A 26,519-nucleotide genomic window follows, 5' to 3' on the forward strand; every position below is an offset into this window, starting at 1 on the left:
ATATATACTCTGTATAAAAATTATAATACTTTGCATTGCACCATATATAAAATATCTCAATTAATAAGTTAGGACATATAATCGTTTAGTTATTTCATCACGTATCATTTTATTTATTTCTCTTAGGTTATTATATTTTTCCAACGTATTCTTTTTAGCCAATATTATTTCTTGTTTAACGGATTCCCTATTTTCTATCTCTAAGTTATTAATTAATTGATCCAGCCTATGAGTAAAATAAGATTCCTTATCATCACTATTTAAATTAGAAAACACACCCTTTAAGTCAAGACGAGATCTTAGTTCTGATGGCAGTTTTTCTTTGAATGAATTTTGATTTAAATTAGAAGTGAAAAAGATTATATACCCATTTAAATTGAATACTTCACCTAAAGAGTTGGTAAAGCTTCCCTCTTCTAAAAGTTCCAGAAAGAAATCAAATACCTTATTATCGGCTCTATCAAATTCATCTATTAAAATAATTCCCACGGGACTTTTCTTTATTTTTTTAGGTAATTCTCCATCTTCACTTCCAACATAACCTCTTGGGCTTCCTATCAAGCTATTTAAGGAATCCTTACTACTATAATTTCCAAAATTAATTTTAATTAAGGGAGGTTTATCGTCAAGAAAATGGTGAATGCTTCTAGCGAACTCAGTTTTTCCAACTCCAGAAGGACCAAGTAAAAAAACGGATAAAATTTTGTGATCTCCGATTCCATTAAATATCTTAAAACTTCGAACCTTTTCAATAAAAGCCTTTTTAAAATCATTATGGCCGATTATTGTTTCATCAAGGTGTTCATACAATTCCTGTATTCCATCATTAGTTAAATTAATGATTTTTTTAGTTTTTGGAAATTGTGTTTCATTTTTTTCCCCTAGTTCGCTACTTTCATTAGAAGAATAGTTTTCCAACGCTTTGATTTCATCAAAAGTATAATATAGGATATCCAAGGTATCTTCTGCGTAATCTTCTTCCACGATAAGAGAAATTCCTCCATCAATAATTGTTTTCAAATACTTTTCGAAATTGTAAACTGATTCTTCATTTTTCTTTAAATATAGGATTGCTGATGTTATATCAATCTCTATATTTTGTTCATCTTCGAAGTATTCTTCTAATTGAGAATTAGATGTAACCTGGGAGAGACTGATCAATTTAATCCCTTGTTTTTCTTTATCTTCATACAAATTATTAAAATATTTCTTTGAATACGTATAAATTGTTTGTCGTGACATTAGATTCGCCTACCTTAGTGTTTATGATTATTTCCAAGGTGTGATTTTTCTTAACCATCTTTTAAATCTGCTTTCATTTACCAGGGGTTCTTCTTTAAAATTGATTTCCTGAACGATAGCAATTACATCAACAAAGTGCAGTAATCGCTCTTTATTTTTGGGATTATTAATAGGGTTGTCTACTTGGCTTTGATCAGAGATAATGAATTCATCATCTTCATCTTCTTCATCATTACTTGTTGAATTTTCATCTACTTTGTTAGTCAAATAGTTAAATGTATTTTTTATGGCGTTTAATTTAACTTCACCCTTATAAATCCCAATAACACTAACATCGCCAATCAGAATATCATCGATGTTATATTCATTTTCAAATTCATTATCAATATTCATTGGTATCTTTAGAACAAATTCCTTATTTCCATTTTTACCTTTTAGTAAATAAGCATAATCTTTCAATATCGAGTCAATTAGATTATTAACATCATATTCTTCAACGGTTACACCTTTTAATAATCCATTATTCAACATTTTTAATTGTCTTATTTCTTCTTCATTATGTAGAGATAATTGAGACTTATTCAATTTGAATAGATCTCCCTCTTTTAATCCCTCTACAGAATCCACAGCATTACTTTTCTGTATTACTTTAGATAAATAAATTGATTTCGTAGTTTTCACTTCAATTATTTCGCGAAGGGTTAAGCTATTAATGCTTTTCCCACCTATATTTATTTTCAGATTCCCGTTATTTTTTCCCGGTATTGTCCCAGATAAGCCGGCATTAATCGATTCATTTTTTTCTTTGCTGTTCAGCTTTTCTCTTTCTATAGTTGTGGTTACTGTATTATCTATAATCATTGCGATTTCATACGCTTTTGATAAATTTAAATAATAAATATTAAAATTCATTTGGATACTCCAATCGTAAAATAATTGAGTCAAATGAAAATACCATAGTCACAGACATTGACTATGGCTATTTCGATTTCCTTTAATTCACTTTTTATGAACCGGTAAACTCCTCAGTATTTCGATTGATACCATCAATTACTTGAATAATTTTTCTTACATCATCGATGCTGTCTTTGAAAAGTTCTGAAATACTTCCAAGGGATCGGAAAGGATCTTCTTGCAAAACTTTCTTTTCTAGCATTCCGTTTTTCACAACAAAATCTATAATAAGTTTTACAAATTTGATTTGGTTAACATTAAGCCTTTCTTCCGATAAAAATTCAGAAAAAGCCTCATTAGCAGCTGTTTGGTCTAAACCAACAATTTGTCTCACTAATTTTGTGATAGGGGTTTCTCCAAATTCCTTTGTGTATTCCTCCTGAGTCCCTAGTTCTTTCCACAAGATTTCTTCCAGTGTTTGAACGTCTTGTGCAGTTAGTGGTTTATTGTTTCGCAATTTATAAATAGCTGTTTGGTCTAGATGATCTTTTAGATATTGACTAACTTTCTTTCGGTAATTTTGAAGATTGTTGGCCGTATAAATTGCTGTTTCTTCCATACCGATAATATTGAAGTCATCTTTGAAATTTGTATAATAATTTTTTTGATGTTCTTTTTCCAGAAATTTTACTAGTTCCCGGATTACCTTTCTTACTTCATCTAATTCACAAATACTAGCTTCTTCCCAAAAATCTTCAGATTGAACTTTGATAAGAATATCTCTTTGTGCAATAATTTGTGGAATAGTCCCCAGCTTCGAAAGTTGTTCTGCTGTTTCAACAACGCTTGTAATTGGCCTACTCGCGTTCCTACCTGTCAAATTAGCAAGCTGAATTGTGTACATTACATTGTCAAATCTTTTAGCGAGTTCGTCATCTGTAATTGATATGATCAATGGAGTAATGTGCTCTTGTATCTCATTAACATTCAATACTGATAGGGCTTCCCAATTTGAATGATTTTTATATTTATGAACAAATTGTAAATTCATTCTTACTCGGAAGTTTTCTTCATTTAGTCTATGAATTTCTTGGTAAACATCTTCAATAAGATTATTTCTGTAGAAAATATATTCTTCCTCTTGGTAATCTAAAGCTTGAAGTTCTCTAATAATTTCCACTTTAAGATTAAATATCCGTTCAGTAAGTCCTATAGCAGACTTTCCTTCAACACCTTTTTGATTCGCACGGAAAAATTCAAAATTACGCAAATAATCAAATACCAAAAAGTATTTTTTGTCTTCCCCTATTCCGAATAAATCTGGACTTAGCCGGGTACCACGGCCAATCATCTGCCAAAATTTTGATTTAGACCGGACCTTTTTGAAAAACACCAAATTTACAACCTGTGGAATATCTACTCCTGTATCAAGCATATCTACGGAAACAGCAATTTGAGGGTATTTTTCATTTGTTGAAAAATCATCTATCAGTATTTGAACATAGTTAACACTAAAATCGATTTGTGCTGCAAACTTTCCTTTATACTCAGGATATAAAGCATTAAAACGTTCAACAATTCGTTTAGCGTGCTTGGAATTATTTGCAAAAATAATTGTCTTTCCAAGCTTATCTCCACCCTCGATTTTAATGCCGTTTGTCATTAAATCATTCAATACTTGATCAATAGTATTGTCATTAAACAGCCATTGATTTATTGCTGAATTGCTAATAATTTCTCCTTCCTGTTCATCGAATGTTTCTTCATATTGTTCTTTTTCTTCTTCTGAGAGTTCATCATAACGGAGTCCATCATCTAGAATCTTAGAAACGGACTCTTTTGTACGATACTCAACAAGATACCCATCCTTTACAGCTTGTTCAAGCTCATAAGCATACGTAGGAGTACCCGTTTCTAAACCAAAAATATCATAGGTGTTCTTATCAATTTCGTCTTTTGGAGTTGCTGTAAGTCCAAGTAATATTCCGTCAAAGTAATCAAAAATAGACTTGTATTTTTTGTAAATACTCCTATGACTTTCATCGATAATAATAAGCTGAAAATGGCCAGGAGTAAAAAGCTTTTTACCATCCTTTCGTTTTGTATCAATAGCATTCATCATAGTAGGATAAGTAGAAAAGACCATTCTACTTAACTCTGGATTATCTTTGTTATCTAACAAATTGCACAATGTCATATAAGGAAGTTGATTATTAAAATTCTTCTTAGCTTGAAGTACTAGGGCAGTCCTATCAGCTAAAAACAACACATTTTTCACCCAGTTATGGCGAACCAATACATCTACTAAAGAAACAGCAGTTCTAGTTTTCCCACTCCCAGTTGCCATAACAAGAAGTGCTTTACGTTGTTTAGCTTCTAAGGCCTCTGATACGGCGAAAATGGCTTCTTTTTGATAATAACGGTTGGAGATCTCATCTTTTATTTCAATGTCTTTTAAGGGCTTTTTTATGGTCCTATGGTCTATTAAAAGTTGGAGATCTGGTTTTGTATAAAATCCCGACACTTTTCGTTCCGGATAAAAAGTATCGTCCCACAACTGAATATCAAAACCATTGGTATAGAATATTATTGGTCTTTGTCCATGCATTTGTTCAATGCAATCTGCATAGAGTTTTGCTTGCTGTTTACCTTTGTTTGCATCAGCAGAAGTTCTTTTTGCCTCCACAACAGCAATTGGTTTACCATTGTCTCCAAGTAAAACATAATCCACGAAACCAATCCCTTGGTTATTAGGCATTCCAGTTACCTGGTACTCCTCGATAACGTCTCTTCGAAATTCCCAACCTGCCATTTTCAGTTCAAGGTCAATATATATCTTTCTTGTTTCGAATTCTGATATTTCTTCGACTTGGAAATCATAATTTTGAGTATTAGAAAAGCGAGTCTTTGTCAATTTCTTTCTAAGACTTGCATTTTCATTCATTATTTCTTCTAACTTACGATCCTTCGAGCTTAGCTTTTCATACAAGTCTTTATATTCTTCAGGTCTTCTACGTGGTTCTTCGCCAGTTAAAAGGAGGTCTTCCTTGAATTTTGATTCTGAATATTTATCTGAATAACAGTAATCTAGCCAATCAACAAATTGATGGAGATTATGTAAAGCTAATACAGCTTCATCTCGAGTAATCGTGGAATTTGTATGTGCAGCAACATTCCCTAATTTCACAATGTACTTTAGCAACGGGAATAAATTTTCATCAATCACTGTTAAAAATGTTCGCTCGTGTATTAGGCTTGAAAGATTATCTTGGTATGGCAACTTTAACTCACTATCCGAACTATACAACCATTTAACAGCTAATTCCATCGCACGGCGTGTCAATATCGCACACGTTGCAGGACTTACTTGAAGGCTTTTTTCAGCCTCCAAGCAAGCATTTGTAAAGCTACTAAATTGAGATTGCTCCTTTAAAAACTCAAAATTGGCTAACAAGTATATCCCCCCTTGGGTTACGTTCTTGTTATGTAAAATCTAGGTTGTTAATCATTAAATATTTCTCCATTAAAAGCTAATTTCAATAAAGCATTGTAACTAGTTTCAAGTTGTAAAAGACTATCTTGTAATTGTTTTTTTTCGTATTCAATTTTACTCACTATGTTTTCAAATTTAGTTTGAAAATCAATTGGAGGAACGTTAATTACAAGTTCACCAAGTATTTTTAAGTTTATATTTTTTTGAGCCGATTCCGGTGCATTAGCTTCAATTATTTTTTGAAAGAAGGTAAACCAATAATGGACATAAATATTAGAAATTTTTATTTTGGGAATAAATGCTACAACACTATCTGGAAAACACGCATCAAAGGAAAGGATTCCTGTTTGAGCTATATTAGCAGCGATAGTAATGCATAAAGTTCCTTTTGGCCATAGTTTACTTTGTTTTAGTCCAAATTCAGAGTAGGTTTGATTGTATTTAGAAATGAATAGATTTTGTTTTCCTATATTCCCAGTTTGTATAAGAGGATATGGACCATTTAGTAATTCGGGTGCATTTCTAGGTCTATGCTTTGAAAGTCCCCTCTTTAAATCACCTGCTTCAGATAGTTTCAGTTCTTTCCAATTTTTTTCATTACTTACCGGATCACCAAACATTTCTAAAAAAACACTTTGTGTAAGATTTGATAATGCTAAAATTTGAGCTTTTCGTTTATCAATAATGGATTTATTTAAATTAAGTAATTTTATTATTTCTTTTTGAGTATTAATTGAATAATTAGGGATTCCAACGTTTTTTAGGATAGAAATAGAAATATTCGGTTGTGCACCTCCAACACCTTTTAAGACTAGTTCTTCTTTAATACTACAAAAAAAGTAGTAGAGGAATTCTGGTAATATTTTTTCATTTGGTTTGAACGCTGCACAAGCTTGATTTGTAGCTGCATCGATAGAAAGGATAGAGCAATTACCTATGGTCGCACCATACATAGCAATAAGAACAGTATCCTTTGGAAAGATTTTAGCTGATGATTTCTCTATTGCTTTTTCTGTTATATACTCACTTGCCGATGAAAGATACATATTCTTCAAATCACCGGTTTTTATCCAAGGAATATTACCATCTATATAAAAATCAGGCACTTTCCTTGAAGGAGTTCCACCAGATGCTATATTGTAAAAATGTGATAATTTCTCATAATCATTTTTCATTGGATTTACTTCTTTCTATTATTTCAGTTAATTCAGTTAGCCCTATCAAAATTTCTTTTTCTAATTTATTTATGTTGGATAAAATTACCTTTGGCTTTTCATATTCTACTTCCTCGTATTGGATCTCTCTATATTTACCGATTGATAAATCATATCCATTATCCCTGATCTCATCTACCGAAACGAAAAATGATTGATCAGTTCTTTTTCTTTCATTCTCAGCTCCGATGTGCTCGTATCTATTTAAAATATCAGGAATGTCGTTAGCCTCAATTGGGTTTCTTTTATCATCTAACGAATATCCATCGCTTTTCATATCGTAGAACCAGACATTATCGGTTCCACCAGAACTAGTTTTTGTAAATATCATAATTGCAGAAGATACTCCTGCATATGGCTTAAAAACGCCACTAGGCATCGATATAATTGCTTCTAGCTTATGATTGTCAACAATCTCTTGACGAATTGATTTATGTGCATTTGAAGTCCCAAAGAGTACCCCGTCAGGTACAATTGATGCACATCGACCACCCTTTTTTAACATCCGTAAAAATAAAGCTAAGAAGAGAAGTTCTGTTTTCTTAGTTTTTGTCATTTTTAGTAAATCATCTGAAACAGACTCATAATCTAATGATCCTTTAAAAGGGGGATTTGCAAGAACAAGAGTAAATTGTTCAATGTCTTTGTTCTGTTCGGACAAACTATCTCGATAAGCAATATTCGGATTATCAACCCCGTGTAACATCATATTCATAGCTCCAATCCGGAGCATAGTACTGTCCATTTCAAAACCGTGGAACATACCTTGATTGTAATGTTCCTTTAAAACAGGATCTAAGAATAGGTCACTATGTTTTTCTTTCAAATATTCCCCAGATGAGACTAGGAATCCAGCAGAACCAGCAGCAGGATCAACAATAATATCTTGTGGTGTCGGTTTCATTAAACGAACTATCATATCGATGATATGTCGTGGAGTCCGAAATTGCCCGTTCGTCCCTGCCGTTGATAGCTTCGAAAGTAAGTATTCATAAAGATCACCTAACGTATCTTTCTTACCAGTATTGTTACTTGATTGCAATAGGCCACTTATTCCTGCAACAACTCTTGCAAGTAATGATGGAGTAGGTATCACAAAAATTGCATCTTTTAGAAAATATGAGTATACAGACTCTTCTCCACCCATAGATTTAATAAAAGGAAAGACCTCTGCCGTCATCACTTCATACATTTGTTCAGGCCCCATATTAGAAAAAATAGACCAACGGAGCTGCGGCTTATCTTCCGGGAATAATCCCTCATATGGTAAACCTAATAATTCAGCATCCATTTCTCTTTCTTTTTCTTTCTCATCTAAACCCTTAATATATAAAAGGTATGTAAATTGTTCTATGACCGTCAATGGATTTGTAATACCACCAGTCCAAAAAGTTTCCCAGATTTTATCTACCTTATTTCTTAATTCACCCGTAATCATATTTACACCTCTAATTGCAATAGTAAAAAAATCTCATTCAGAGATCCCCTTAAACCTAATTATACTACAATATGACTAGTTTAATTTGGAAAATTAAATTAGTCATATTTATCATCTAAAATATAATGGTTAAATTTTTTGATTGTTATTTTTTCTTAAAAAGACAACTTAATAATTTGAAATTTTAAATTAGAATTAATAATATTGAATTACGATTAGAGTAGCAAATACAATCCTAGCCAGATTGCCATTTGTTACAAAAAGGATCGCTGATTTCAGCGATCCTTTTTTCATTCCATATTCTTTATTAAGCATTCAACAAAATTCTTATAACTTCCACTTCCAAGCTAATTTAATATAAATGGTTTAGTAAAATCAACACAAAAATAATAGATTAATACGGGAATAATAAAGCACTTCGTGATTTAATCACTTTTATTAATTATTTTTATTTGACCATCAGCGTAATGGTTAACCATTTGACCATTTTCATTTATATAAACAATTAGCCCTTTATCTCCAAGTACTTTATATGATTCGTATAAGGCAGATGCACCAGTTAATGAAAGTGCAAACTGTAATTCGTCTTTAATTTCTTGTTAGAAATGTTGTGAAGGGGTAACTTTGCTCGTCTAGCAACCTACATTATTTCTTTCAACAGATTATATTCTTCCTTTGTATAATTGAATTCCTTCTTATCTGAAGATGCTCGAAGGATAATGGATAAGCAAAAGAAGTCCGGTTCATGCTAATAAAGGGTTCCGTTTTGAGGTGCTTTTTCAAAAAAAACAGCTCAAATGACAACTAAATTGCCATAGAAAATGGCAGAATAAAAGCAAAAAACTCGTCTATCTTTGGACGGGTTTTTTTATTAAAAAATGAGACTTTAAATAAGGAGGAATATTTTTTTAAATTCATTCAAGTATCCACTTGAATAATATTGAAAAAGGAGTATACTATATTCAAGCGAACATTTGAATGAGAATGGAGTGAGAAAATGAACAAGAAAGATACTTGTGAGATTTATTGTTATGACGAAGAAAAGGTCAATCGAATACAAGGGGATTTACAAGCGGTTGATATTGTTAGTGTTGCCCAAATGTTAAAAGCGATTGCTGATGAAAATAGAGCAAAAATTACCTATGCATTATGTCAAGATGAAGAGTTATGTGTGTGTGATATAGCAAATATTGTAGGTGCCACAGTTGCAAATGCATCCCATCACTTGCGAACTCTTCATAAGCAAGGTGTTGTGAAGTTTCGAAAAGAAGGAAAACTCGCGTTTTATTCGTTAGATGATGAACACATTAGACAGATTATGATGATTGCATTAGCACATAAGAAAGAGGTGAAGGTAAATGGCTGATCAACAAGCTAAACTATCTGAAAAAGAAATGAAAGCCTATCGAGTTCAAGGATTTACTTGTACCAACTGTGCTGCCATTTTTGAAAATAATGTTAAAGAATTACCAGGTGTTCAGGATGCGAAAGTAAACTTTGGAGCATCTAAAGTTTATGTTAAAGGTACAACAACAATTGAAGAATTAGAAAAAGCTGGAGGATTTGAAAATTTAAAGATCCGGGATGAAAAAGAACAAAGAGTTGAACGTGAACCTTTCTGGAAGCAAAAAGAAAACATTAAGGTATATATTTCAGCGATATTGCTTGTTATTAGTTGGTTTTTAGGGGAGCAATACGGTGAGGAACATTTACTACCTACTATTGGATACGCAGCTTCTATCCTAATTGGCGGATATTCGTTATTTATTAAAGGGATTAAGAATTTAAGCAGATTACAGTTCGATATGAATACCCTAATGACCATTGCGATTATTGGAGCTGCAATAATTGGTGAATGGGGCGAAGGAGCAACCGTTGTTATCCTATTTGCTATCAGTGAAGCATTAGAGCGTTATTCGATGGATAAAGCTCGCCAATCCATTGAATCATTGATGGATATTGCACCAAAAGAAGCATTAATTCGTCGTGGGAATGAAGAAATGATGGTCCACGTTGATGATATTCAAGTCGGAGATATTATGATCGTAAAGCCTGGTCAAAAATTGGCGATGGATGGATTAGTTGTTAAAGGTACATCTACGTTAAACCAGGCTGCCATTACAGGTGAAAGTGTTCCAGTAACAAAAACAATTGATGATGAAGTCTTTGCAGGAACTTTGAATGAAGAAGGATTGCTCGAAGTTAAAGTAACAAAACGAGTAGAAGACACCACCCTTTCAAAGATTATTCATCTTGTAGAAGAAGCTCAGGCAGAACGAGCACCTTCTCAGGCGTTTGTTGATAAATTTGCGAAATACTATACACCAGCGATTGTGATTTTGGCTCTTTTAATTGCTGTTGTTCCTCCATTACTATTTGGTGGGGATTGGAGCGAATGGATTTATCAAGGTTTAGCTGTATTAGTAGTTGGTTGTCCGTGTGCCTTGGTTGTTTCCACTCCTGTTTCAATTGTTACTGCAATAGGAAATGCAGCGAAAAATGGTGTTTTGATAAAAGGTGGTATTCATTTAGAAGAAGCTGGAGCTCTTAAAGCTATTGCTTTTGATAAAACAGGAACATTAACAAAAGGTGTTCCAGCTGTAACCGACATCGTGACGTATGCTGAAAATGAAAATGAATTGATGACAATAACGGCAGCCATTGAAAAAGGCTCACAACATCCACTTGCTTCAGCGATTATGAGAAAAGCAGAAGAAAATGGTTTGAACTTTAATGCTGTGACCGTCGAAGAGTTCCAATCTATTACTGGTAAAGGTGTAAAAGCCAAAGTAAATAATGAAATGTATTATGTAGGAAGTCCAAATCTTTTCGAGGAATTACACGGAAGCATTGAAAGTGTTAGAAAACAAATGATTGCTGAAATGCAAACTCAAGGGAAAACCGTGATGGTACTAGGAACGGAAAGAGAAATCCTTTCGTTAATTGCCGTAGCAGATGAAATGAGAGAAACATCAAAAACTGTAATCAGTAAATTGAACAATATGGGAATTGAAACAGTAATGCTGACTGGTGATAACCAACGTACAGCAACCTCCATCGGGAAACAAGTGGGTGTTTCTGATATTAAAGCTGATTTATTACCAGAAGATAAGCTAAATTTCATTAAAGAACTTCGTGGTAAACATCAAAGCGTGGCAATGGTTGGAGATGGTGTGAATGATGCTCCAGCACTTGCAGCTTCCACTGTTGGTGTAGCAATGGGTGGTGCTGGGACTGATACAGCGTTAGAAACGGCTGATATTGCGTTAATGTCTGATGATTTAAGCAAATTGCCATATACAATAAAATTGAGCCGTAAGGCATTAGCTATCATCAAGCAAAACATTACCTTCTCTTTAGCAATTAAATTAGTAGCCTTACTGTTAGTTATGCCTGGTTGGTTAACACTATGGATCGCGATATTTGCCGATATGGGAGCGACATTGCTTGTAACATTAAACAGCTTACGATTATTGAAGGTAAAAGAATAAAAGTAAATATTAGTTGAAATAAAAAAAGGCCAGAAGTGGCCTTTTTTTGTGCAACAAATGACAATCAGGCTAAGATTGTATTCGCCAACACTAGTCGTAAATTTATTATCCCCTTGTTTAACATCGAATACACAAAGAACGTGTTCTATCTAAAATAAATAATATCTTCCCAATTATATACTTTATCTACAATTCCAATTCTTTGTGCCGGAGTTGCCAATTCCCCATAAGCCTTATAAGGCATACAAAAGTTGTAATATGTTCTTAAGATAGTTATAGCATACTGGGCATACTTAGGATTGAAGTTGGAATAGATATAACTCTTACCATCTCCCCTAGAAGTAACTAATGGTCTTTCTAATATAGAAATTCTTCTGCGAATTTGATTAATGAATGTAACAGTTGATTTATTATTTACTTTTTGTATCATTCTAGCAAGGTCTTCAGGTTCCAAAGAACTCACATCTGTTGTACAGCAACGGTTGCGTATCCAGTATCCTTAAATGGAAGTGGATGTACAATAGGGTTTTGATCCCATTTGCGAACAAATCTTCCGTCTTTTTCAACTTCAGCGTAAAATTTGTGATGCTTCAATTCTTCGGCAAGCATTAATCTAGCTAATCTAGTAATGTTTTTGTCTTCGATATTCGAGTTTAATGCCCAATTTCTTATTACAGCTCTTGAATCTTTGTAATCTTCCATCGACTCACGTAAAGATTTACTTTTATCAATTTTATAAATGAAATGGTGTAAATCGTTCAATTTAACCTCTCTTGAAAACACCCTCATTACTGAAATAATTGATGAATCCTGGTCTGATGAAAATCGCCATTCTTTTGCATTTAATATTTGTTTTAAGTGCCAAAAATGAGCAACGGTTGTGTAGGTAGAATTAGTGTGTAAACCATCTATGTAATTGGATCTCCGGAAAAATTCCTCTCGTTCTCTTTGGTATTCGTTAATCGTTTGCGTGTCGAACTCTGTTGGAGGCTGAGGAGCATATGGAAATCTTAGGTGTCCATATTTTTAGCGAAGGTATGCAAATGATCATCTTTATACATTTTTGTGTGCTCATTGATGTCGTCTAAGGTAATATCCCAATCGTAAGCGACATCTGATCTAAAAACATACCTAGATAATATATCACTACTGATAATAACTTGCGTTGGGAACTGTTTTTCTTCCTGCTCTAAAAGATATTTTGAACCAGCATTTTTCTTGCGTACGTTGTTTAATAAATAACCCATCTTATCAGTATTAATCCACAGCTCTTTAAATTCTTTGTCCCTCAACTTTGTTTCGTGCCTCGCTTGAAACTCAAGGCACTTTTTGTAGAGCCATTCCAACTTGTGATAATAAGTTTGTGCTCCTATATCCAAGATTTCAATCACTCTATTTACAGGAGTTCTATTTGTGATTAATTCAGCAAATAAAGGTAATATATCGTTTCTTTTTTGATGATAAGTTGTACTTTCTATTGTGGAAGGCAATACATTAGTGATTTTCTTGCAGCATTTACATTGATATTTTTGAGAATTGCCGCTACTTTTCCCACATCTTCTAAATGCTTCTTTTTGATTGAAAGGTGTTAATTCTGATGTTTCACAACCTTCTTTATGAAAGTTATATTCAGGTTCCATTGGTAGAACTGAATTAACTTCAGTTAGTCTTCTAATTTCTTCAGCGATAGCCCAATTAGACATCGCATAATTCCCGCAATTCCAAACTGCTCCAACACTAGGTGTTACTGGATTAGAAATGAGCCTAGATTCGGTGCCAGATTTTGCGAGTGCCGATTTGTATCTTTTAGGCTTACCTTTTAATTCGTATTGAACTTGAGGCATTCCGAAGTTACTGCAATAAGGGTTAATACAGCTATTCATTTGAATGGTATATTCTTGGTCTTTGTACCTTATGGTAACAGGTTCGAATAGAGCATTACGGTATTTAGTTGCAAAACGATTATCCGGTAATAATGAGTAGTTCTTTTCTCTTTCTAAACGTTCTTCCTCGGAAACAGGAACAATTACATCAAAGATATTATCCATTTTATTTGTTAATCTTTTTAACTTTGCCATCTTATGCTTCCTCACTAAGGGCTAATTGTTGCACTATCCTCTTATTTCGACGTTTTTGATTTATCCAATCGATAAAATTTTGGTCATCTAAGAGGTTCTTCAAGAAGATATCAACAACCTCATCTTCTGTGTAACCTGTATAATCAGCGTAATGTTTTACAGTTAATTTCGTGTGTTCTGAAACACGCCAGTCGGCTTTTTTCTCTAATCTCTTTTTAGGTTCAATGAATTGCATAATGACCTCCTAAATGACAATAAATTTGACACTATAATTGGCATCGAGTTTTCATTGTACAACAAGTATTGTCCAAAGTGGAAAACTCTAAACTTTATGGTGTCAAAATTAATCAAAAAGTTTAATAAACCTTGATATAACAAGAAAATGACGTATGCCAATTCATACGTCATTTCTTATGTTATTTATTAAGAAAGCACCTCAAAACGGAACCCTTTATTCATGCTAATTGGACTTCTTTTACATTGTTAATTTTCAGCTCGAAAACTGAACACGTTTAAGAAAAACCTGTATCGTCTATTTATTACACTTTTTTTCGAAATTCTTTCGGAAAACTCCCTTTCACTAAATTTTATTGAAACTCCAGATTTGTTTGGCCATAACTGACAGCTGTTTACTTCTACTTTCAATTTCTTCAAAAGTCCACTTTTTTTTCTTACAAATTTCTTTCGTCAACAAAATATTAGACTGAGAATATCTTTGTTTTTTTTCATCAAAAGGGTTATTTGAAGCACCAATGTTTAATTCACTACCTAAAAGAGTTAGGTTTCCAATACGATTTACAAATAGTTGATGTTCATTAACTCTTGATCCTAACTCTTTTTCCCAGGTTCTTACACTTCCTTTTGATCTTTTACTTAACTCGCGAGGCATTATATGTTCAATATGGACATCAGTTCTGGAATTAATCATTTTTTCCTTTGTGTTATTTGTTAAAGTATTTTCAATCATTTCCAGTATATATTTTGTCTGTGATGACCTAGTGAAGTCCCTGCTATGGAAACTTATGTAGAACTCGGTATCACTTGGGGTTCTCTTTTTTAAATAGTCAATTATATAAGCAACCGGATCTTCTTTATCAAAAGATTCGAGTGCCAAGTGATTATAAATCCTATCGATGTCCCTTGTAGAGATATTACATATACTTCTTCTGAGTGTGAAAACTTCAATTGCTTTTAAAATTCTCATTAGTTGCTCACTCTTAAGATCCATTGATAGGCACCTTATAAGTAAGGGATAACAAGTCGTTGCTTCAATACGAACCAAGGTTTTCAACCTTTCATCTACTTCTTTTACACCCAATATTCCATTATACAACTTTACATATAATTCCGATTTAAGCAAGATATCATCTACAAGGTTTAAAATATTCTCGGTATTATCAATGAGTTTTTGAAATCTCATATACAATTTTGGAATTGGAACTATACCGTATTCAATTGAAAATAAATAGTGCCTAAAAAACCGAACTTTATCATGCCTGACAGATTCTATTTCTTCAACATTTTCAATAATTTTGTCCCATACCTCTATGCATTCTTCTAACGTGGATTCATTAGAAGCAATTTTACTTAAAAGATAATTCTTTATTAAATCCACTGAAGAAAGAGATAATCCGCGATTATTTAAAGTTTCAAACAGCCTAAATGCATCATAATATGAATCGGTTACCATTAATACAAGATCAAACGACTCCAATAATCTCGTATAAACATTCTGCCATTTAACCCCTTTTTCCTGAAGCTTTTCTTTAAAAAAGAAATATGCTTGGATTATTTTCTCTGTTTTAGCCTCTTCCTTAGTTACCCTTTTCTCCACTAATCTTTTAAAAACCTTATTGTCTTTTCTACCCAGAATTAGTTTGGCTTCCTTTTCATCTATTGTTGAACTTTTTAAAAAGTAGGTATTTATATATCCAGCCCGATCCTCGTCAATTTCCTCAGCAATATCCCTGATAGCCGTTAATATAATTAAGGCAGTAGTAATACGTTGCTGGCCATCTACTACTTCGAAGTAACTAAACCCTTTTTTGCGTTCAGAACCAATCGTAATAACAGACCCTAAAAAATGGGTTTCTTCTCCTTCAAGCTTAATCAAATCCTCCCACAAATCATTCCACTGATCCTTCCCCCAATTATAGGTTCTTTGATAAAGGGGTACCCGGTAAACTTCATTAACACTTCCAAGCATTTTACCAATGCTTAGTCTCTTAGTATCAATAGACATAATTTTCACTCCTAATATTTGGCAATCAGCAATAATTCTATTATATGCGAATTCGCATATAACTAAACGTGAAATATATAAAAATACCTTTAATTAACGAAAAAATATGCGAATACGCATATTTTAATTATTTTGAAATTATTTTTGCTATGATATTTCAATACATATTAATTTAATATCACTATTCAAAAGTGGGGTTTTGGTTAATGGAAAATATTGGAGAAAAGTTAAGGAAAATAAGAAATGAAAAGGGAATTTCAAGTAATCAATTAGAAATTTTATCTGGCGTTAATCAATCCACAATCATTAGAATTGAAACCAACGTTCAATCTCCATCTATTGAAACTTTACTAAAAATTTGTGATGCTTTAGACTATTCCATTGTTCACTTATTTGAAGACAGTGCAGATATGATAAATTTAATTAATACTGCAAAGAAATTGTCACCGAATCAAAGACAAAAAATTACAGAAATGATTGAAGCCTTTTTAGTTAAAAAATAATCTATATTACAAAGATATTATTAAAATTATAAGTTCAGGGTTTTGTTTAAATTTACAACTTTGAGGTGTACATAAAATGAAGAAACAAAGTTATCTATACTGGGGAAATGTTCCGGATAATATTATAATATCTGGTAAAAGACCATTTTTAGTATTATCAAAAGAACAATACAATGACACCTGTGTTTTAGTTGCACCACTATTTTCTACAAAGGGGTCACCAACTTCTCATATTCCGATCAGTAAAGAAGTGTATCCAATAAAAAATGGTGTTATCAGAACGGATTGCATATCAACAATTAATTCCGAATATTTAACAGAAGAAATCTGTAAGTTAAGAGACGAAGATATTAACAAAGTAAAGGAAGTTTTAAAATCCATCCTGTTATAATAAGAATTTGAAAGGACCACTTTTATATTAAAGTGGTCCTTCTCATAATTACTATTAACAATAAGGTAATTAGGTGTTTGGATAAGGGAATTGGTTTTTGGAGTATAACTTAGTTTTAGATTACACCACCCTCCTTCCTGCTTTATAGCTTGCGGAGGCTTTATACAAAACGTTCGAAGCTTTGTTAAAGTAAGTATTATCTAATTCGAAACCAATAAAGTTACGATTTAAATTTATAGCAGCTTGTCCTGTTGATCCTGAACCCATAAAACAATCCAATACTGTATCTCCCTCGTTGGTATGAGTTGCAATAATTTCCTCGAGAACAGTTACTGGCTTTTGACATGGGTGAAACCTTACTTTCCCACTAACTATAGGTGCTTCATAGGAAGACTTGTCATAGTAGGAATTAAAAGTCCTTTTTGTCCCTTTTGTATATGAAATAAAATACTCTCTTGGGTTTGATAAGTAATTTATCTTCGCATTTATTGGGACCGGGTTTGTTTTTTCCCAGAATCCGATTCTGGGCTGCTTTAATTTCAATTTTTCAGCGATTACTGCGATATCACTCATTTTAAAAATATCATAAAAAATCACCATTGTTCCACCCGGAACTAGGACTCGTTTAAATTCCTCTAAAAGAGTAAACCAATCTATACTATTTTCTTCTAAATCCCATTCCCCGAATTCCATTGAAATAGAACCAAATTTCTTTTGATCACCGCCACCATTTTTAAAATTTGTCTTTCTAGATATAAAGTATGGTGGATCCGTACAGATCAAGTGAACTGATTTGCTAGCAATCTTTTTAATTTCATTAAAGACATCACCATTTATTAACTTTAATTCTTCTGTTTTATTATAATTAGTCATTTTGTATTTCCCCAATCGAATTTAATTCTCTTAGATAAGCTAAGGTGTCTGAATTAAATTCTTTTTGACTAAAAAAAAACAAGTGGATAAGTACACTTATTAATAAGGTAATATTTGGTTATAAATTATAATCTGTACTAATATCTTACACCTACGCCATACAATATCCACAAAACGGGCATAAGAAAAACACTGAAATGATCAGCGTTTTTCCAGTTCCATATTAAGAATGAATTGCATTGCATCGTATCTCTCTTTATTACTTTTAAATACTTTTTTACTTTAATATATCTTAGTTATTTTGAACGTTTATCCTCCACTATTACAAGGATTCCCGGAACCTATAAATATTGTAAGAAAATTAACGTTGCATAAATAAAAAATTATTAACAACATGATGATGAGGTGTAGATTTTTACTTTGATTGGTTGAGATGGTTTCCTTATTTTATTTTACATTGGTCAGCAATGCTTTTAAAAAGCTCATAAGCATCAATTTTATTGCCAAGCTTCTTTTTTATAAACTCAAGGTACCCATAAAGTGTATACTTATCAATAAATATACCCTTAAACTCATTTCCATCCCCTTCTACTAAGGGCTTTTCTACACCATTCAGAACAACAAATTGTTGAGTTATTAAATTATCTAAAGCCTTTTTATAAACCTGTAGTTCCTGTTTTAATTTTGCTACTTCATTTAGACTTACTAACTCACTGGTTTTATTATTGTTTTCTATTGGGGCTAATAGCTTGGCAGAAAGTCTTTCATATAATTCTTTATAGCCTTCTGTACTCGAAGAGAAAATCGATTCACTTAATTGTTCCCCCTTATTTTCTACTATCCAATCCCTTAAAAACCTCTTTGTAAACTTAGGACATACAACTTTCCCTTGAGCAATTTTATTTATTAACTCATTTCCATATTTCTCAATTCTTTTTAATTTTTCAGAAAGGTTTTTATTTAATACTTCCTTTGACCTTTGTGCTCGGATATCAGCATTGGAAACCCCATATATCTCTTTAACCCATTTATCAAAGTTATTTTTATAGAATGGTTTAGATAAAGTATTTTTGCTAATCTGTTTATCCTTATTATTTGGATACAATCTTTCTTTTAGTGTTAAAACCACATCAATTTTATTAACTTTCTTAAGTGGGACGTTGTTATTTTTTAAGAACTGGATTGCTTCACGTACCAAATCAATCTTTTCAGATTGTTTTTGTTCATTTTTATTCATCTTATTTAAACACCTTTCTGTTAGTTTTACTAGTCAAAAGGTGTAACCTTAAAATAATATACTCATCTAGTTTTTTCCTTTTTATTAGATCATTAATATAACTTACAACTTCTTTACAAAAATCACTTTTCCTTACTCTTTTTGAAATGTTAAGAATATACTTATCAGCCTTACCCTCATCCCAAGAAAAGTTATTAGGATTTGTTAAAGTACGTTCTTTTGCTAATTGAATCCCCTCGAACCGTACTAAAATACTCTTCAATAACCTCTGAAATATTTCAAATGTAGACTTCTTGTAAAGCCTCTTTTCATTTAGTCTATTAATTTCATAATCGATTGTTTTAAATTGGTGAGCTAGTATTGCACCTACATTTAATAATGCGTCATGAGTTGCTGTTCCAGATACAAAACTTTTACATCCTAAACATCCAAAACCGGTGTCTCCACACGATAACCTAGTTTCACATATCGTTTTTGTATCGATAAAATTAGATGCCTGATCATAAGGGATAGTTAAAACATTATAGATTTCGGAATTTGAATTCTCCAATTCATTTAAATAGTTTTCTACTTTAGGAGCAAGAACTATATCTTTTCTGTCTACACCTGACTCAACCTTAAATGATAAAGGAGATATAAGTTTATTTTGGGCTCCATAATGCCCATTTTCCTCCATAAAATTTGCCACTTGCATCATTCCATGTGGTGCTTGCTTGTATGTTTCTTGACTTTCAACTGCCCCATGTCCAACTTCGTCTCTTATTTCATACGCATTTGTCATTCCGTGTAATAACAGCCTATTTATAAACATATCTCTGATTTCATGTAGACTAAACAAGGCTCTCCTATTCTCAAGTTTCAATTTCATATCCGGGATACTTTCATAAACATCTCGTGACATAATATCGTAGTGTGAACCACAAATTATTGCATTTCTCTCCTGTACATTCTTAAAATAGTACTTTACGGAATCATAAGAAATTTCAGTCAAAGTTTCAGAAGGAAACAGATATCTCTTTTTATCCTTTTTTATTTTAATACCAAGATACATCTTTTCCGCAGCTTCAATTGTTTGATTAATAATATCTACATGAATACAATCCAACTCAAAATTTCCTTTTTCAAGGGGCTTGCCTCTCTCAAGTATAAATTCACGATCAGGGTTGTCCTTCAATGTAGTAATCATTATATACGGTGTTTTGTATGAAATCGAACTCTTTATTTTATCCAGATCCAAATCTAAAATTTCTGAAATACGAGCACCCGTTAATAATTTTAACCAAATTATTCGTGATAAGAAAAAGATTTGTTTTTTCCTGGTATTTAGTTTTTCGAAAGAACTACTTGTCTTTAATAGCTCACTACCTATTGAAGCTATAAGAGCATCTTCTGCTTCATCCATAAAACTATTGTGTTTAGCGTCAAAGGACCTTTTAGCTAGGTGATCCTGACTAAAGATTGATATATCAAAGTATTCCTTATAATTTTCTTCAAAAGTTTGTTCATTATAGAACTTTAATACATTTCTAAAGCAGTCCATATCTGCTCTAAGTGATGAATTCTCACCATATTCCCAAATATAGGTATCCCTAATCTTAGAATTAATTGCTCGAATATTAGTTCCACCCTCGGCAACTGTAATATGGACAAGTCTGGACCAATATGTAATATATTTGTCCAATGAAACTATATTAAGAGTTTTTTTGTCCATCTTTTCTTTTACGTAATGATAAAAAGTCGAATAAAATTCACTATTTTTATAAGGAGTCATTTTTTCTTCAAATTTCGCCCAAATTCCGTCTTCTTTGGATAATGAAGTTTTCTGTCCATGAAGATGAGTATATAAGTAATCCAATTGATTCTCTCTTTTATCTAAAAAACCATTTTTGATAAGAAAGGGAGCAAGATATTCAATAAATTCTTTCGTCACCTCAATTAAAGGTTTCTTTAACCCCCAATAAGCGAACATCCTCGAGCCGCCAAGGTGATTTTTTAATTCTACAAGAACAATCTCATCATCAAGATTATCACTATTATAGAATACCCAAATAGTAGCTAGAAACAATTTAAGTCGGTCATGTAAGTTAATGTCCATATTGGGAAGATAATCCGGTTTATAATAGTCATACAATCTAAAAACCTTATCTCTTCTTCGGTTTTTATATACCCTCTCTTCAATAAACTTTCTATCAATAGGAAGACCACCGAATACCATATTGAAAAAAATATAATCGTAGACAATTCCCTTTTTAGCTGTATTGTAATCAAGTAAGCGATTCATAATAATAGCTTTGTTCAAACTTTTCTCCATAACTTGATTTTTTTTCAAAGCTTTCATAGTATTGATTGCAAGTGTCTTTATTTCATCTGATACCCCACAGACACTAAGTAAATGAATAAACTCATTAACATCTAAAAGTTCTCTTTCCTTTTCTCTTACTAAAATAAAAGACGATTCTTGTAAAGGTAATGAATTTCTATTATCCAATTTACTTCCCCAGCTTTCCTAATCATATATATTTTCTCTCATCAAAGTAATGATATCCGTTCCATTTAGACCTAAATCCTTTAATTTATTTGTAAGTGATACCGATCGTGCCCGGAGTGATTCCAAATGATCATTACGGGAATTATCGTAATTAACATAAATATCCTGAATTGCAGTAGTGCATCGAATTAATTCTCCGATCATTCTCGGTATGTCTTTTTTTTCGACGATATGATCATTACAACTTATACAAGTGGTTTTTTCTTTTAGTTTAGGACAGCTAAAATTAAGGCACATCCCAAAATAAGCAGAACCAGGAGGAACAGGTGACTTATTACCATCTATTTTAGTTAAGTGTTTTAAGACCACTGAGAAGTCGTTACTTTGAGAAACTTTTTCAAGAATTTCATCATCGATATAATTAAAAGGTACGGTAAAAAGTCGAATGATTTTGTCAATATTCGGTTGGGTTAAATGGAATGTTAAATCCTTATTTATTCGCTTCTTTAGAGATTCAATATGCTGTTGTGCTTCCTTCCTGGCTTCTTTACTTAGATTTTGGTCATTGGAAAATTCATCCATTTGGGAAAAATCTTTATAAAACACTAATTTTTTTTTAGCAATTAGCTCTAATAATTCACCCCAATAATATTCTTTCGTCATATCTGTATCAACATGACGTAATAATTTTTTTACAACAGTTTCTTTGTATTCATAGTCATTTTTACCATCAAAATCATAGTAACTCGCACAGAAAAAAAAGAATTCCGCAGCCCTATGGCGAAAAAAGTGAAACCTGCTTCCTTTTCTCCTCTCAATTCCAGCTTGCTTACAAACATCATCTAGCTGTTGAGTCAGCTTTAAATCAGAAACTCTTTGAGCACGTTTCGATTTTGTGTGGATATTAACAAATTGAAGAACATATTTTGAACTTGTTCCTTTTGTTTTATTACTATTCTTTATCGACATTGGGACCAATGATTCGGGGAACTGTCCTTTTCTGATTTTTGTACATTCCTCTAACATTTGTGCAGTACTTTTGGAAATTGGAACTATTCCAAACCTATCAAAGAACTTAGACCAACCTAGAATACAAATATTTACATCAAATCGTTTTAAGTAAGAATGTGTACCATAGGGAGTATTAAAAACCTCTATCGACCGAACACCTGAATCAGCCATTATACGTAACATAGTAATTCTTTGTAATTCATTAAAATATTCAACAGAACCTTTAGGGGAGGTAATTTTATAATTATATACGGCAGCAACCAATTCATCTGCATATTGGATTTCTGTCTTGAAAGTTCCTTGATCCTTATTTTTTATATTTTCTTCAAGAATATTATTTCCCAACTCTTGAGCAACTTTGTAAAGGAGGGATTCATTGGGAATACCACTCTCTTCATTAATATCCTTATAGTATCTTCGAAATTTGGTGTTAACGTCAAAATTACTTATTGGTATATTTCCTACTAAACCATGTAAGTTGTTATCTTCTAAATTTGTTTTTATATCCGCCAATATTGAAAAAAAACAGGCAACACTGCTTACTACATTCTTACGAACTAATTTATTTTGTACCGCGTAATGGTAATACTTTGTAATCCAATTCAAAATATTGTCTTTTGTTAAATCATTGATAACAGTAATAGACCCCTTATGAGGAATTAACTTAGCTCCAATAGAAAAGATTGAGTTACTCAGCTTTCTGATTTTAAGATAAAGCAAAAAACTATAAAATAATTTAGTTACTTCATCTTTCCTTAAATTTTTTACTAGGCCGGAGGAAATAAGGTTTTCAACACCATAAGTCATATAAAAAAAACAGTTTAGGGTTTCAAGCTTTCTATAATCCATAAAGTCATTTTCAAAAATAAAAAGCAATTGATTAACATTTAAATCATTTGTTGTATAATTTCCCCATCTATTGGAGGGCTGTGTTTTAGATAGTAAGAATCCAACTAAATAATAAACAAGTCTGTTACCCCGAATTAAAACACCGCGATACGTATTCTCATTTTTATATATTGCTTCAAATTTATCTAAGAAATCATTTCCATCCTCTACATGTTCCAAAAGAACTTTACCAAATACGCTTAAACGTTCTTTAGTAGTTTTAATTTCATCAAGGTCTGTGAGAAAAGAGTTTAAATAATAAGATTTAAAAACATTAAACGATATATTAAAAGGAATATGAATCTTATGTTTTAATGCCAAACAAAATGAAACAGAGCGTATTATATCTATCACATAACTACTAGCCGCAGTATTGATTATTCCTTTCAGCATATCCTTTGTTACAAATAAACCATCAAGAGGGTGTTCCAAAAACTCTTTAATGTATAAACATAATTTGAGTAAGGATATCGGTTTATTGGAGAAATTATATGATGGATAAGGATTATCAGCGTAGTTTGAAATTTTTAAAACTATATCTCTAATCTCGTCCAATGTAACAATATCCCTAGAGACTTTCCATTCATATGTAATATTTGGTTTTGTACATTCCTTAAAGAATAATTTATGAACAATATTAATAGATAGATCATCTGAACCCTTTTCGAAAATCCATATAGGTTTGCCTTGACCACCTGATTTATGGGTAATCCCACATTCCCTTAATAATTTTGTAGTGGCGGGTCTACTTATGCCGTAAAGGTATTTCTCTCTTAATTCGCTTAACGTTGTACCCTTCTGTATTAGCTCTAACACTTCCCCTACAAGCATTAAGACTCGTCCCTTTCTTTTTCGAGAAATACGACCTTTGATAAATTTTCCTTTAATTGCTTAAAAGCGTTTGTATACACTTGGGTTTTTCGTTCAGAATTAGCAAAATAATAGATGGTTTCAGCCACTTCAGAGGATGGTACATGCCCTACATCTTTCTTTAAGTTCGCTAAGTTAATTCGATTAAAGTCACCCTTTAACCCCTCTAAATTAATCCTCATTGAAATGTAAGTGTGTCGTAATGAGTGAACAGTAATATCCCCCTTTTTATAATGTGTCACTAATTCATTTACTGGGATGCCATATCTATCTATACCTTCTTGTTCGCAAATAACATTAAACCAATATTCCCGGACGGTATTAGGTATAATTGGAAAACCTTTATTATTTCGTAAATTCAGAAAAAGGTAATTCCTAACTATCTTATTTTCAAGAGTGACTTTTCTTAATAATAGTTCTCTTTCGACTAAATACTCCTTTAATAAATTTCCAAGCCAACAGTTGTCCAAAAGACTTCTAATACGCATAACCCAATTTTTATATAAATGGTCATACCTTTGATCATTTATATGAATACCTTTTATTTTCTGTTCTTTATGATATTGAATTATTTTCGGAATAAACTTTTCAGGACACTCTTCCATATTTTCAAGAATTATGTCATCTCTAAAATGGTTAATAATTTCTTGTGAAGTTACAGTAATACTTTCACAATTTAAATCAAGTAATTTAGGTAAATCGAAGTAATCTGTTAGTGTAACAAAACGGGTTTCACTACTTTTATTTGCTCTGACACCCGGAACTTCATATGCCCTTCTTTTTGCAATTCTTATAACGAACTCAAGATGTTCATTAATGATAATATCGTTTGTAAAATTATTGATTCCTGTAAATAAATCTTCCCAGTTAATGATAGCTTTTAATTTTTTTTCTTTTAACGTTAAGGCATCACTTGGAATTGATACACGTATTTGATTAGCTAGTAGGTTTAGAATTTCTGAAATTCTTCCCCCACTAAGAAGAAGTATTACAAAAAGTAATCTCCTTTGTGTATGACCATTTAACATTTTAGAATTTAGAAGCTTTCTTAATTCGCTCTCAAATAAAATCCTAATTTTTTTCCTCTTTGGCTTTGACTCTTTTAAGCCAGTTACTTTCTTTATCCTTTTATTCACATCCCATGTAGTATATGGTTCATTATTATGTTTATTAACCAGATGAAGCTTTTTGGTAACAGAAGTAGGAATTGGCTTGAACCTGTGTTTCCAATTTTTATTTATCGATAGATGGTTAAGGAAATCTAATATATCATCAATAGTTTCTTTTATGTATTCAAAAGGATATCTCCAATCAGCCTCATCTTCATCGAAATGATAACTCTTTGGATTGATAAAAAATGTAACATTTTCGCACTTGCCATTATTCCAATATGTAAAAAACCATTCCTGTAATATTGAAATTATATTTTTCATTCCACCGGATGAAACATAAGGATGTACAGGCAGATATTTTATATCCCAGGGCTCTATTGGCTTATTTTTATTGCGGCCACGAAGTTTACTTTTAAGTTCCTTTGGTAAAACAGCTAAAAACTTTATAAGTTCTTCTAAAACCGATGACGTTAATACCTCGCTACCATTTATTCTGAAAACTTTTAAAAAGTTATAGTAATGAGAGATTGAGGTAGCAACCCGTTTTAATGTAGCTTGAGTCTTGCCAGAATAATACAAAAATATCAAATAATCCATTGCAGGTTTAACAACATTGTGCTCTGGTGTCATGACTAAGTACCATTTTTTATGTGTAAAGTCCAGTTCATTTAATTGAGTGTTATTAAACGACCGAATATAATACATGCCGTTTACTATGCGTTCTTCCTTGTTTAAATAGTTAACCATAGAAAATATCCACTTTCATAGGTGCTCCACTTCCCCAAACAAAAAATAGTCTAATGAATGTTTTGAATCATTATAATGTAAGACTTACTATATCAGATATTAAAAAATATTTAAATCCCTATTGTATCATTTTTTTAAAATATAGACTCAACACCACCATCAAACCCTTAATATATAAGGATTATTCAAGAAAAATAAAAATACACCAATCCAATAAGGTGGTGTATTTATTTATATTTTTACTGGAATATTTATTTTCTCCTGAAAATATAAAAAGAAGTTTAACTTTGCACTTTTTAAAATTAAT

Annotated in this window: 19 protein-coding genes; 4 read left to right on the forward strand and 15 right to left on the reverse strand. The window is 32.0% G+C overall.

Annotated elements, in window-relative coordinates; all coding sequences use genetic code 11:
* Positions 1 to 60: 60 nt before the first annotated feature.
* The 5 genes from F7888_RS09860 to F7888_RS09880 form a co-directional block, all read right to left on the reverse strand.
* Positions 61 to 1,242 carry an AAA family ATPase gene (locus F7888_RS09860; protein WP_191779015.1) on the reverse strand — a complete coding sequence of 394 codons (1,182 nt, stop codon included), beginning with the start codon at positions 1,240 to 1,242 and terminating at the stop codon, positions 61 to 63.
* A 27-nt stretch (positions 1,243 to 1,269) separates the two neighbouring features.
* Positions 1,270 to 2,154, reverse strand: a complete 885-nt coding sequence (locus F7888_RS09865) for a hypothetical protein (protein ID WP_191779016.1) — start codon at positions 2,152 to 2,154, stop codon at positions 1,270 to 1,272.
* A 94-nt stretch (positions 2,155 to 2,248) separates the two neighbouring features.
* Positions 2,249 to 5,590, reverse strand: a complete 3,342-nt coding sequence (locus tag F7888_RS09870; protein WP_191779017.1) for a DEAD/DEAH box helicase family protein — start codon at positions 5,588 to 5,590, stop codon at positions 2,249 to 2,251.
* A gap of 47 nt (positions 5,591 to 5,637) precedes the next feature.
* Positions 5,638 to 6,804, reverse strand: a complete 1,167-nt coding sequence (locus tag F7888_RS09875; protein ID WP_225228707.1) for a restriction endonuclease subunit S — start codon at positions 6,802 to 6,804, stop codon at positions 5,638 to 5,640.
* Positions 6,794 to 8,281 carry a type I restriction-modification system subunit M gene (locus tag F7888_RS09880; RefSeq protein ID WP_191779018.1) on the reverse strand — a complete coding sequence of 496 codons (1,488 nt, stop codon included), beginning with the start codon at positions 8,279 to 8,281 and terminating at the stop codon, positions 6,794 to 6,796. The genes F7888_RS09875 and F7888_RS09880 overlap by 11 nt, the downstream gene beginning before the upstream one ends.
* Positions 8,282 to 9,278: 997 nt before the next feature.
* On the opposite strand from F7888_RS09880, the gene cadC reads away from it, so the two are divergent.
* Together cadC and F7888_RS09890 are read left to right on the forward strand one after the other, a co-directional pair.
* Positions 9,279 to 9,647 carry a Cd(II)-sensing metalloregulatory transcriptional repressor CadC gene (cadC, locus tag F7888_RS09885; RefSeq protein WP_191779019.1) on the forward strand — a complete coding sequence of 123 codons (369 nt, stop codon included), beginning with the start codon at positions 9,279 to 9,281 and terminating at the stop codon, positions 9,645 to 9,647.
* Positions 9,640 to 11,772 carry a heavy metal translocating P-type ATPase gene (locus tag F7888_RS09890; protein ID WP_191779020.1) on the forward strand — a complete coding sequence of 711 codons (2,133 nt, stop codon included), beginning with the start codon at positions 9,640 to 9,642 and terminating at the stop codon, positions 11,770 to 11,772. Before cadC ends, F7888_RS09890 begins: the two co-directional genes overlap by 8 nt.
* Positions 11,773 to 11,917: 145 nt before the next feature.
* Here F7888_RS09890 and F7888_RS22525 read toward each other — a convergent pair whose 3' ends face one another.
* The 5 genes from F7888_RS22525 to F7888_RS09905 all read right to left on the reverse strand — a co-directional run bounded on the left by F7888_RS22525 (position 11,918) and on the right by F7888_RS09905 (position 16,092).
* Complete coding sequence (locus F7888_RS22525) at positions 11,918 to 12,226, reverse strand: hypothetical protein (RefSeq protein ID WP_225228708.1); 309 nt, start codon at positions 12,224 to 12,226, stop codon at positions 11,918 to 11,920.
* Between the two features lie 5 nt (positions 12,227 to 12,231).
* The gene (locus tag F7888_RS22530) at positions 12,232 to 12,534 is read right to left on the reverse strand and encodes a hypothetical protein (RefSeq protein WP_225228709.1); all 303 of its coding nucleotides are present in this window, start codon (positions 12,532 to 12,534) and stop codon (positions 12,232 to 12,234) included.
* A 248-nt stretch (positions 12,535 to 12,782) separates the two neighbouring features.
* Positions 12,783 to 13,850: a hypothetical protein gene (locus F7888_RS22535; protein WP_225228710.1), complete on the reverse strand. Its 1,068-nt coding sequence runs from the start codon at positions 13,848 to 13,850 to the stop codon at positions 12,783 to 12,785.
* Between the two features lies 1 nt (position 13,851).
* Positions 13,852 to 14,085, reverse strand: coding sequence for a hypothetical protein (locus F7888_RS09900; protein WP_191779021.1), 234 nt, complete (start codon positions 14,083 to 14,085; stop codon positions 13,852 to 13,854).
* A gap of 345 nt (positions 14,086 to 14,430) precedes the next feature.
* A complete protein-coding gene (locus tag F7888_RS09905) occupies positions 14,431 to 16,092 on the reverse strand; it encodes a DUF262 domain-containing protein (RefSeq protein ID WP_191779022.1) in 1,662 nt (553 codons plus the stop codon).
* Positions 16,093 to 16,298: 206 nt separating this feature from the next.
* Here F7888_RS09905 and F7888_RS09910 point away from each other — a divergent pair, with 206 nt between their 5' ends.
* Both F7888_RS09910 and F7888_RS09915 read left to right on the forward strand, forming a co-directional pair.
* Positions 16,299 to 16,595: a helix-turn-helix domain-containing protein gene (locus F7888_RS09910; RefSeq protein ID WP_191779023.1), complete on the forward strand. Its 297-nt coding sequence runs from the start codon at positions 16,299 to 16,301 to the stop codon at positions 16,593 to 16,595.
* Between the two features lie 76 nt (positions 16,596 to 16,671).
* Complete coding sequence (locus tag F7888_RS09915; protein WP_191779024.1) at positions 16,672 to 16,986, forward strand: type II toxin-antitoxin system PemK/MazF family toxin; 315 nt, start codon at positions 16,672 to 16,674, stop codon at positions 16,984 to 16,986.
* 120 nt (positions 16,987 to 17,106) lie between these two features.
* Here F7888_RS09915 and F7888_RS09920 read toward each other — a convergent pair whose 3' ends face one another.
* The 5 genes from F7888_RS09920 to F7888_RS09940 all read right to left on the reverse strand — a co-directional run bounded on the left by F7888_RS09920 (position 17,107) and on the right by F7888_RS09940 (position 26,212).
* Complete coding sequence (locus tag F7888_RS09920) at positions 17,107 to 17,859, reverse strand: DNA-methyltransferase (protein ID WP_191779025.1); 753 nt, start codon at positions 17,857 to 17,859, stop codon at positions 17,107 to 17,109.
* 442 nt (positions 17,860 to 18,301) lie between these two features.
* A complete protein-coding gene (locus F7888_RS09925) occupies positions 18,302 to 19,096 on the reverse strand; it encodes a hypothetical protein (protein WP_191779026.1) in 795 nt (264 codons plus the stop codon).
* A 1-nt stretch (position 19,097) separates the two neighbouring features.
* Positions 19,098 to 21,584 (reverse strand): hypothetical protein, encoded by a 2,487-nt coding sequence (locus F7888_RS09930; RefSeq protein WP_191779027.1) that lies wholly within the window; start codon positions 21,582 to 21,584, stop codon positions 19,098 to 19,100.
* Between the two features lie 18 nt (positions 21,585 to 21,602).
* Positions 21,603 to 24,314: a site-specific integrase gene (locus tag F7888_RS09935; protein ID WP_191779028.1), complete on the reverse strand. Its 2,712-nt coding sequence runs from the start codon at positions 24,312 to 24,314 to the stop codon at positions 21,603 to 21,605.
* Positions 24,314 to 26,212 carry a hypothetical protein gene (locus F7888_RS09940; protein ID WP_191779029.1) on the reverse strand — a complete coding sequence of 633 codons (1,899 nt, stop codon included), beginning with the start codon at positions 26,210 to 26,212 and terminating at the stop codon, positions 24,314 to 24,316. Before F7888_RS09940 ends, F7888_RS09935 begins: the two co-directional genes overlap by 1 nt.
* Positions 26,213 to 26,519: the final 307 nt, after the last annotated feature.

The organism is Litchfieldia stipae (genome assembly GCF_014837155.1).
Classification (GTDB): Bacteria; Bacillota; Bacilli; order Bacillales; family Bacillaceae_L; genus Litchfieldia.

Coding starts and splice junctions, on each gene's coding strand:
- F7888_RS09920 (WP_191779025.1), bottom strand. CDS start 17,859: ATGACTAATTATAATAAAACAGAAGAATTAAAGTTAATAAATGGTGAT.
- cadC (WP_191779019.1), top strand. CDS start 9,279: ATGAACAAGAAAGATACTTGTGAGATTTATTGTTATGACGAAGAAAAG.
- F7888_RS09915 (WP_191779024.1), top strand. CDS start 16,672: ATGAAGAAACAAAGTTATCTATACTGGGGAAATGTTCCGGATAATATT.
- F7888_RS09905 (WP_191779022.1), bottom strand. CDS start 16,092: ATGTCTATTGATACTAAGAGACTAAGCATTGGTAAAATGCTTGGAAGT.
- F7888_RS09860 (WP_191779015.1), bottom strand. CDS start 1,242: ATGTCACGACAAACAATTTATACGTATTCAAAGAAATATTTTAATAAT.
- F7888_RS22535 (WP_225228710.1), bottom strand. CDS start 13,850: ATGGCAAAGTTAAAAAGATTAACAAATAAAATGGATAATATCTTTGAT.
- F7888_RS09900 (WP_191779021.1), bottom strand. CDS start 14,085: ATGCAATTCATTGAACCTAAAAAGAGATTAGAGAAAAAAGCCGACTGG.
- F7888_RS09910 (WP_191779023.1), top strand. CDS start 16,299: ATGGAAAATATTGGAGAAAAGTTAAGGAAAATAAGAAATGAAAAGGGA.
- F7888_RS09925 (WP_191779026.1), bottom strand. CDS start 19,096: ATGAATAAAAATGAACAAAAACAATCTGAAAAGATTGATTTGGTACGT.
- F7888_RS09865 (WP_191779016.1), bottom strand. CDS start 2,154: ATGAATTTTAATATTTATTATTTAAATTTATCAAAAGCGTATGAAATC.
- F7888_RS09935 (WP_191779028.1), bottom strand. CDS start 24,314: ATGCTTGTAGGGGAAGTGTTAGAGCTAATACAGAAGGGTACAACGTTA.
- F7888_RS09880 (WP_191779018.1), bottom strand. CDS start 8,281: ATGATTACGGGTGAATTAAGAAATAAGGTAGATAAAATCTGGGAAACT.
- F7888_RS09890 (WP_191779020.1), top strand. CDS start 9,640: ATGGCTGATCAACAAGCTAAACTATCTGAAAAAGAAATGAAAGCCTAT.
- F7888_RS09940 (WP_191779029.1), bottom strand. CDS start 26,212: ATGGTTAACTATTTAAACAAGGAAGAACGCATAGTAAACGGCATGTAT.
- F7888_RS09875 (WP_225228707.1), bottom strand. CDS start 6,804: ATGAAAAATGATTATGAGAAATTATCACATTTTTACAATATAGCATCT.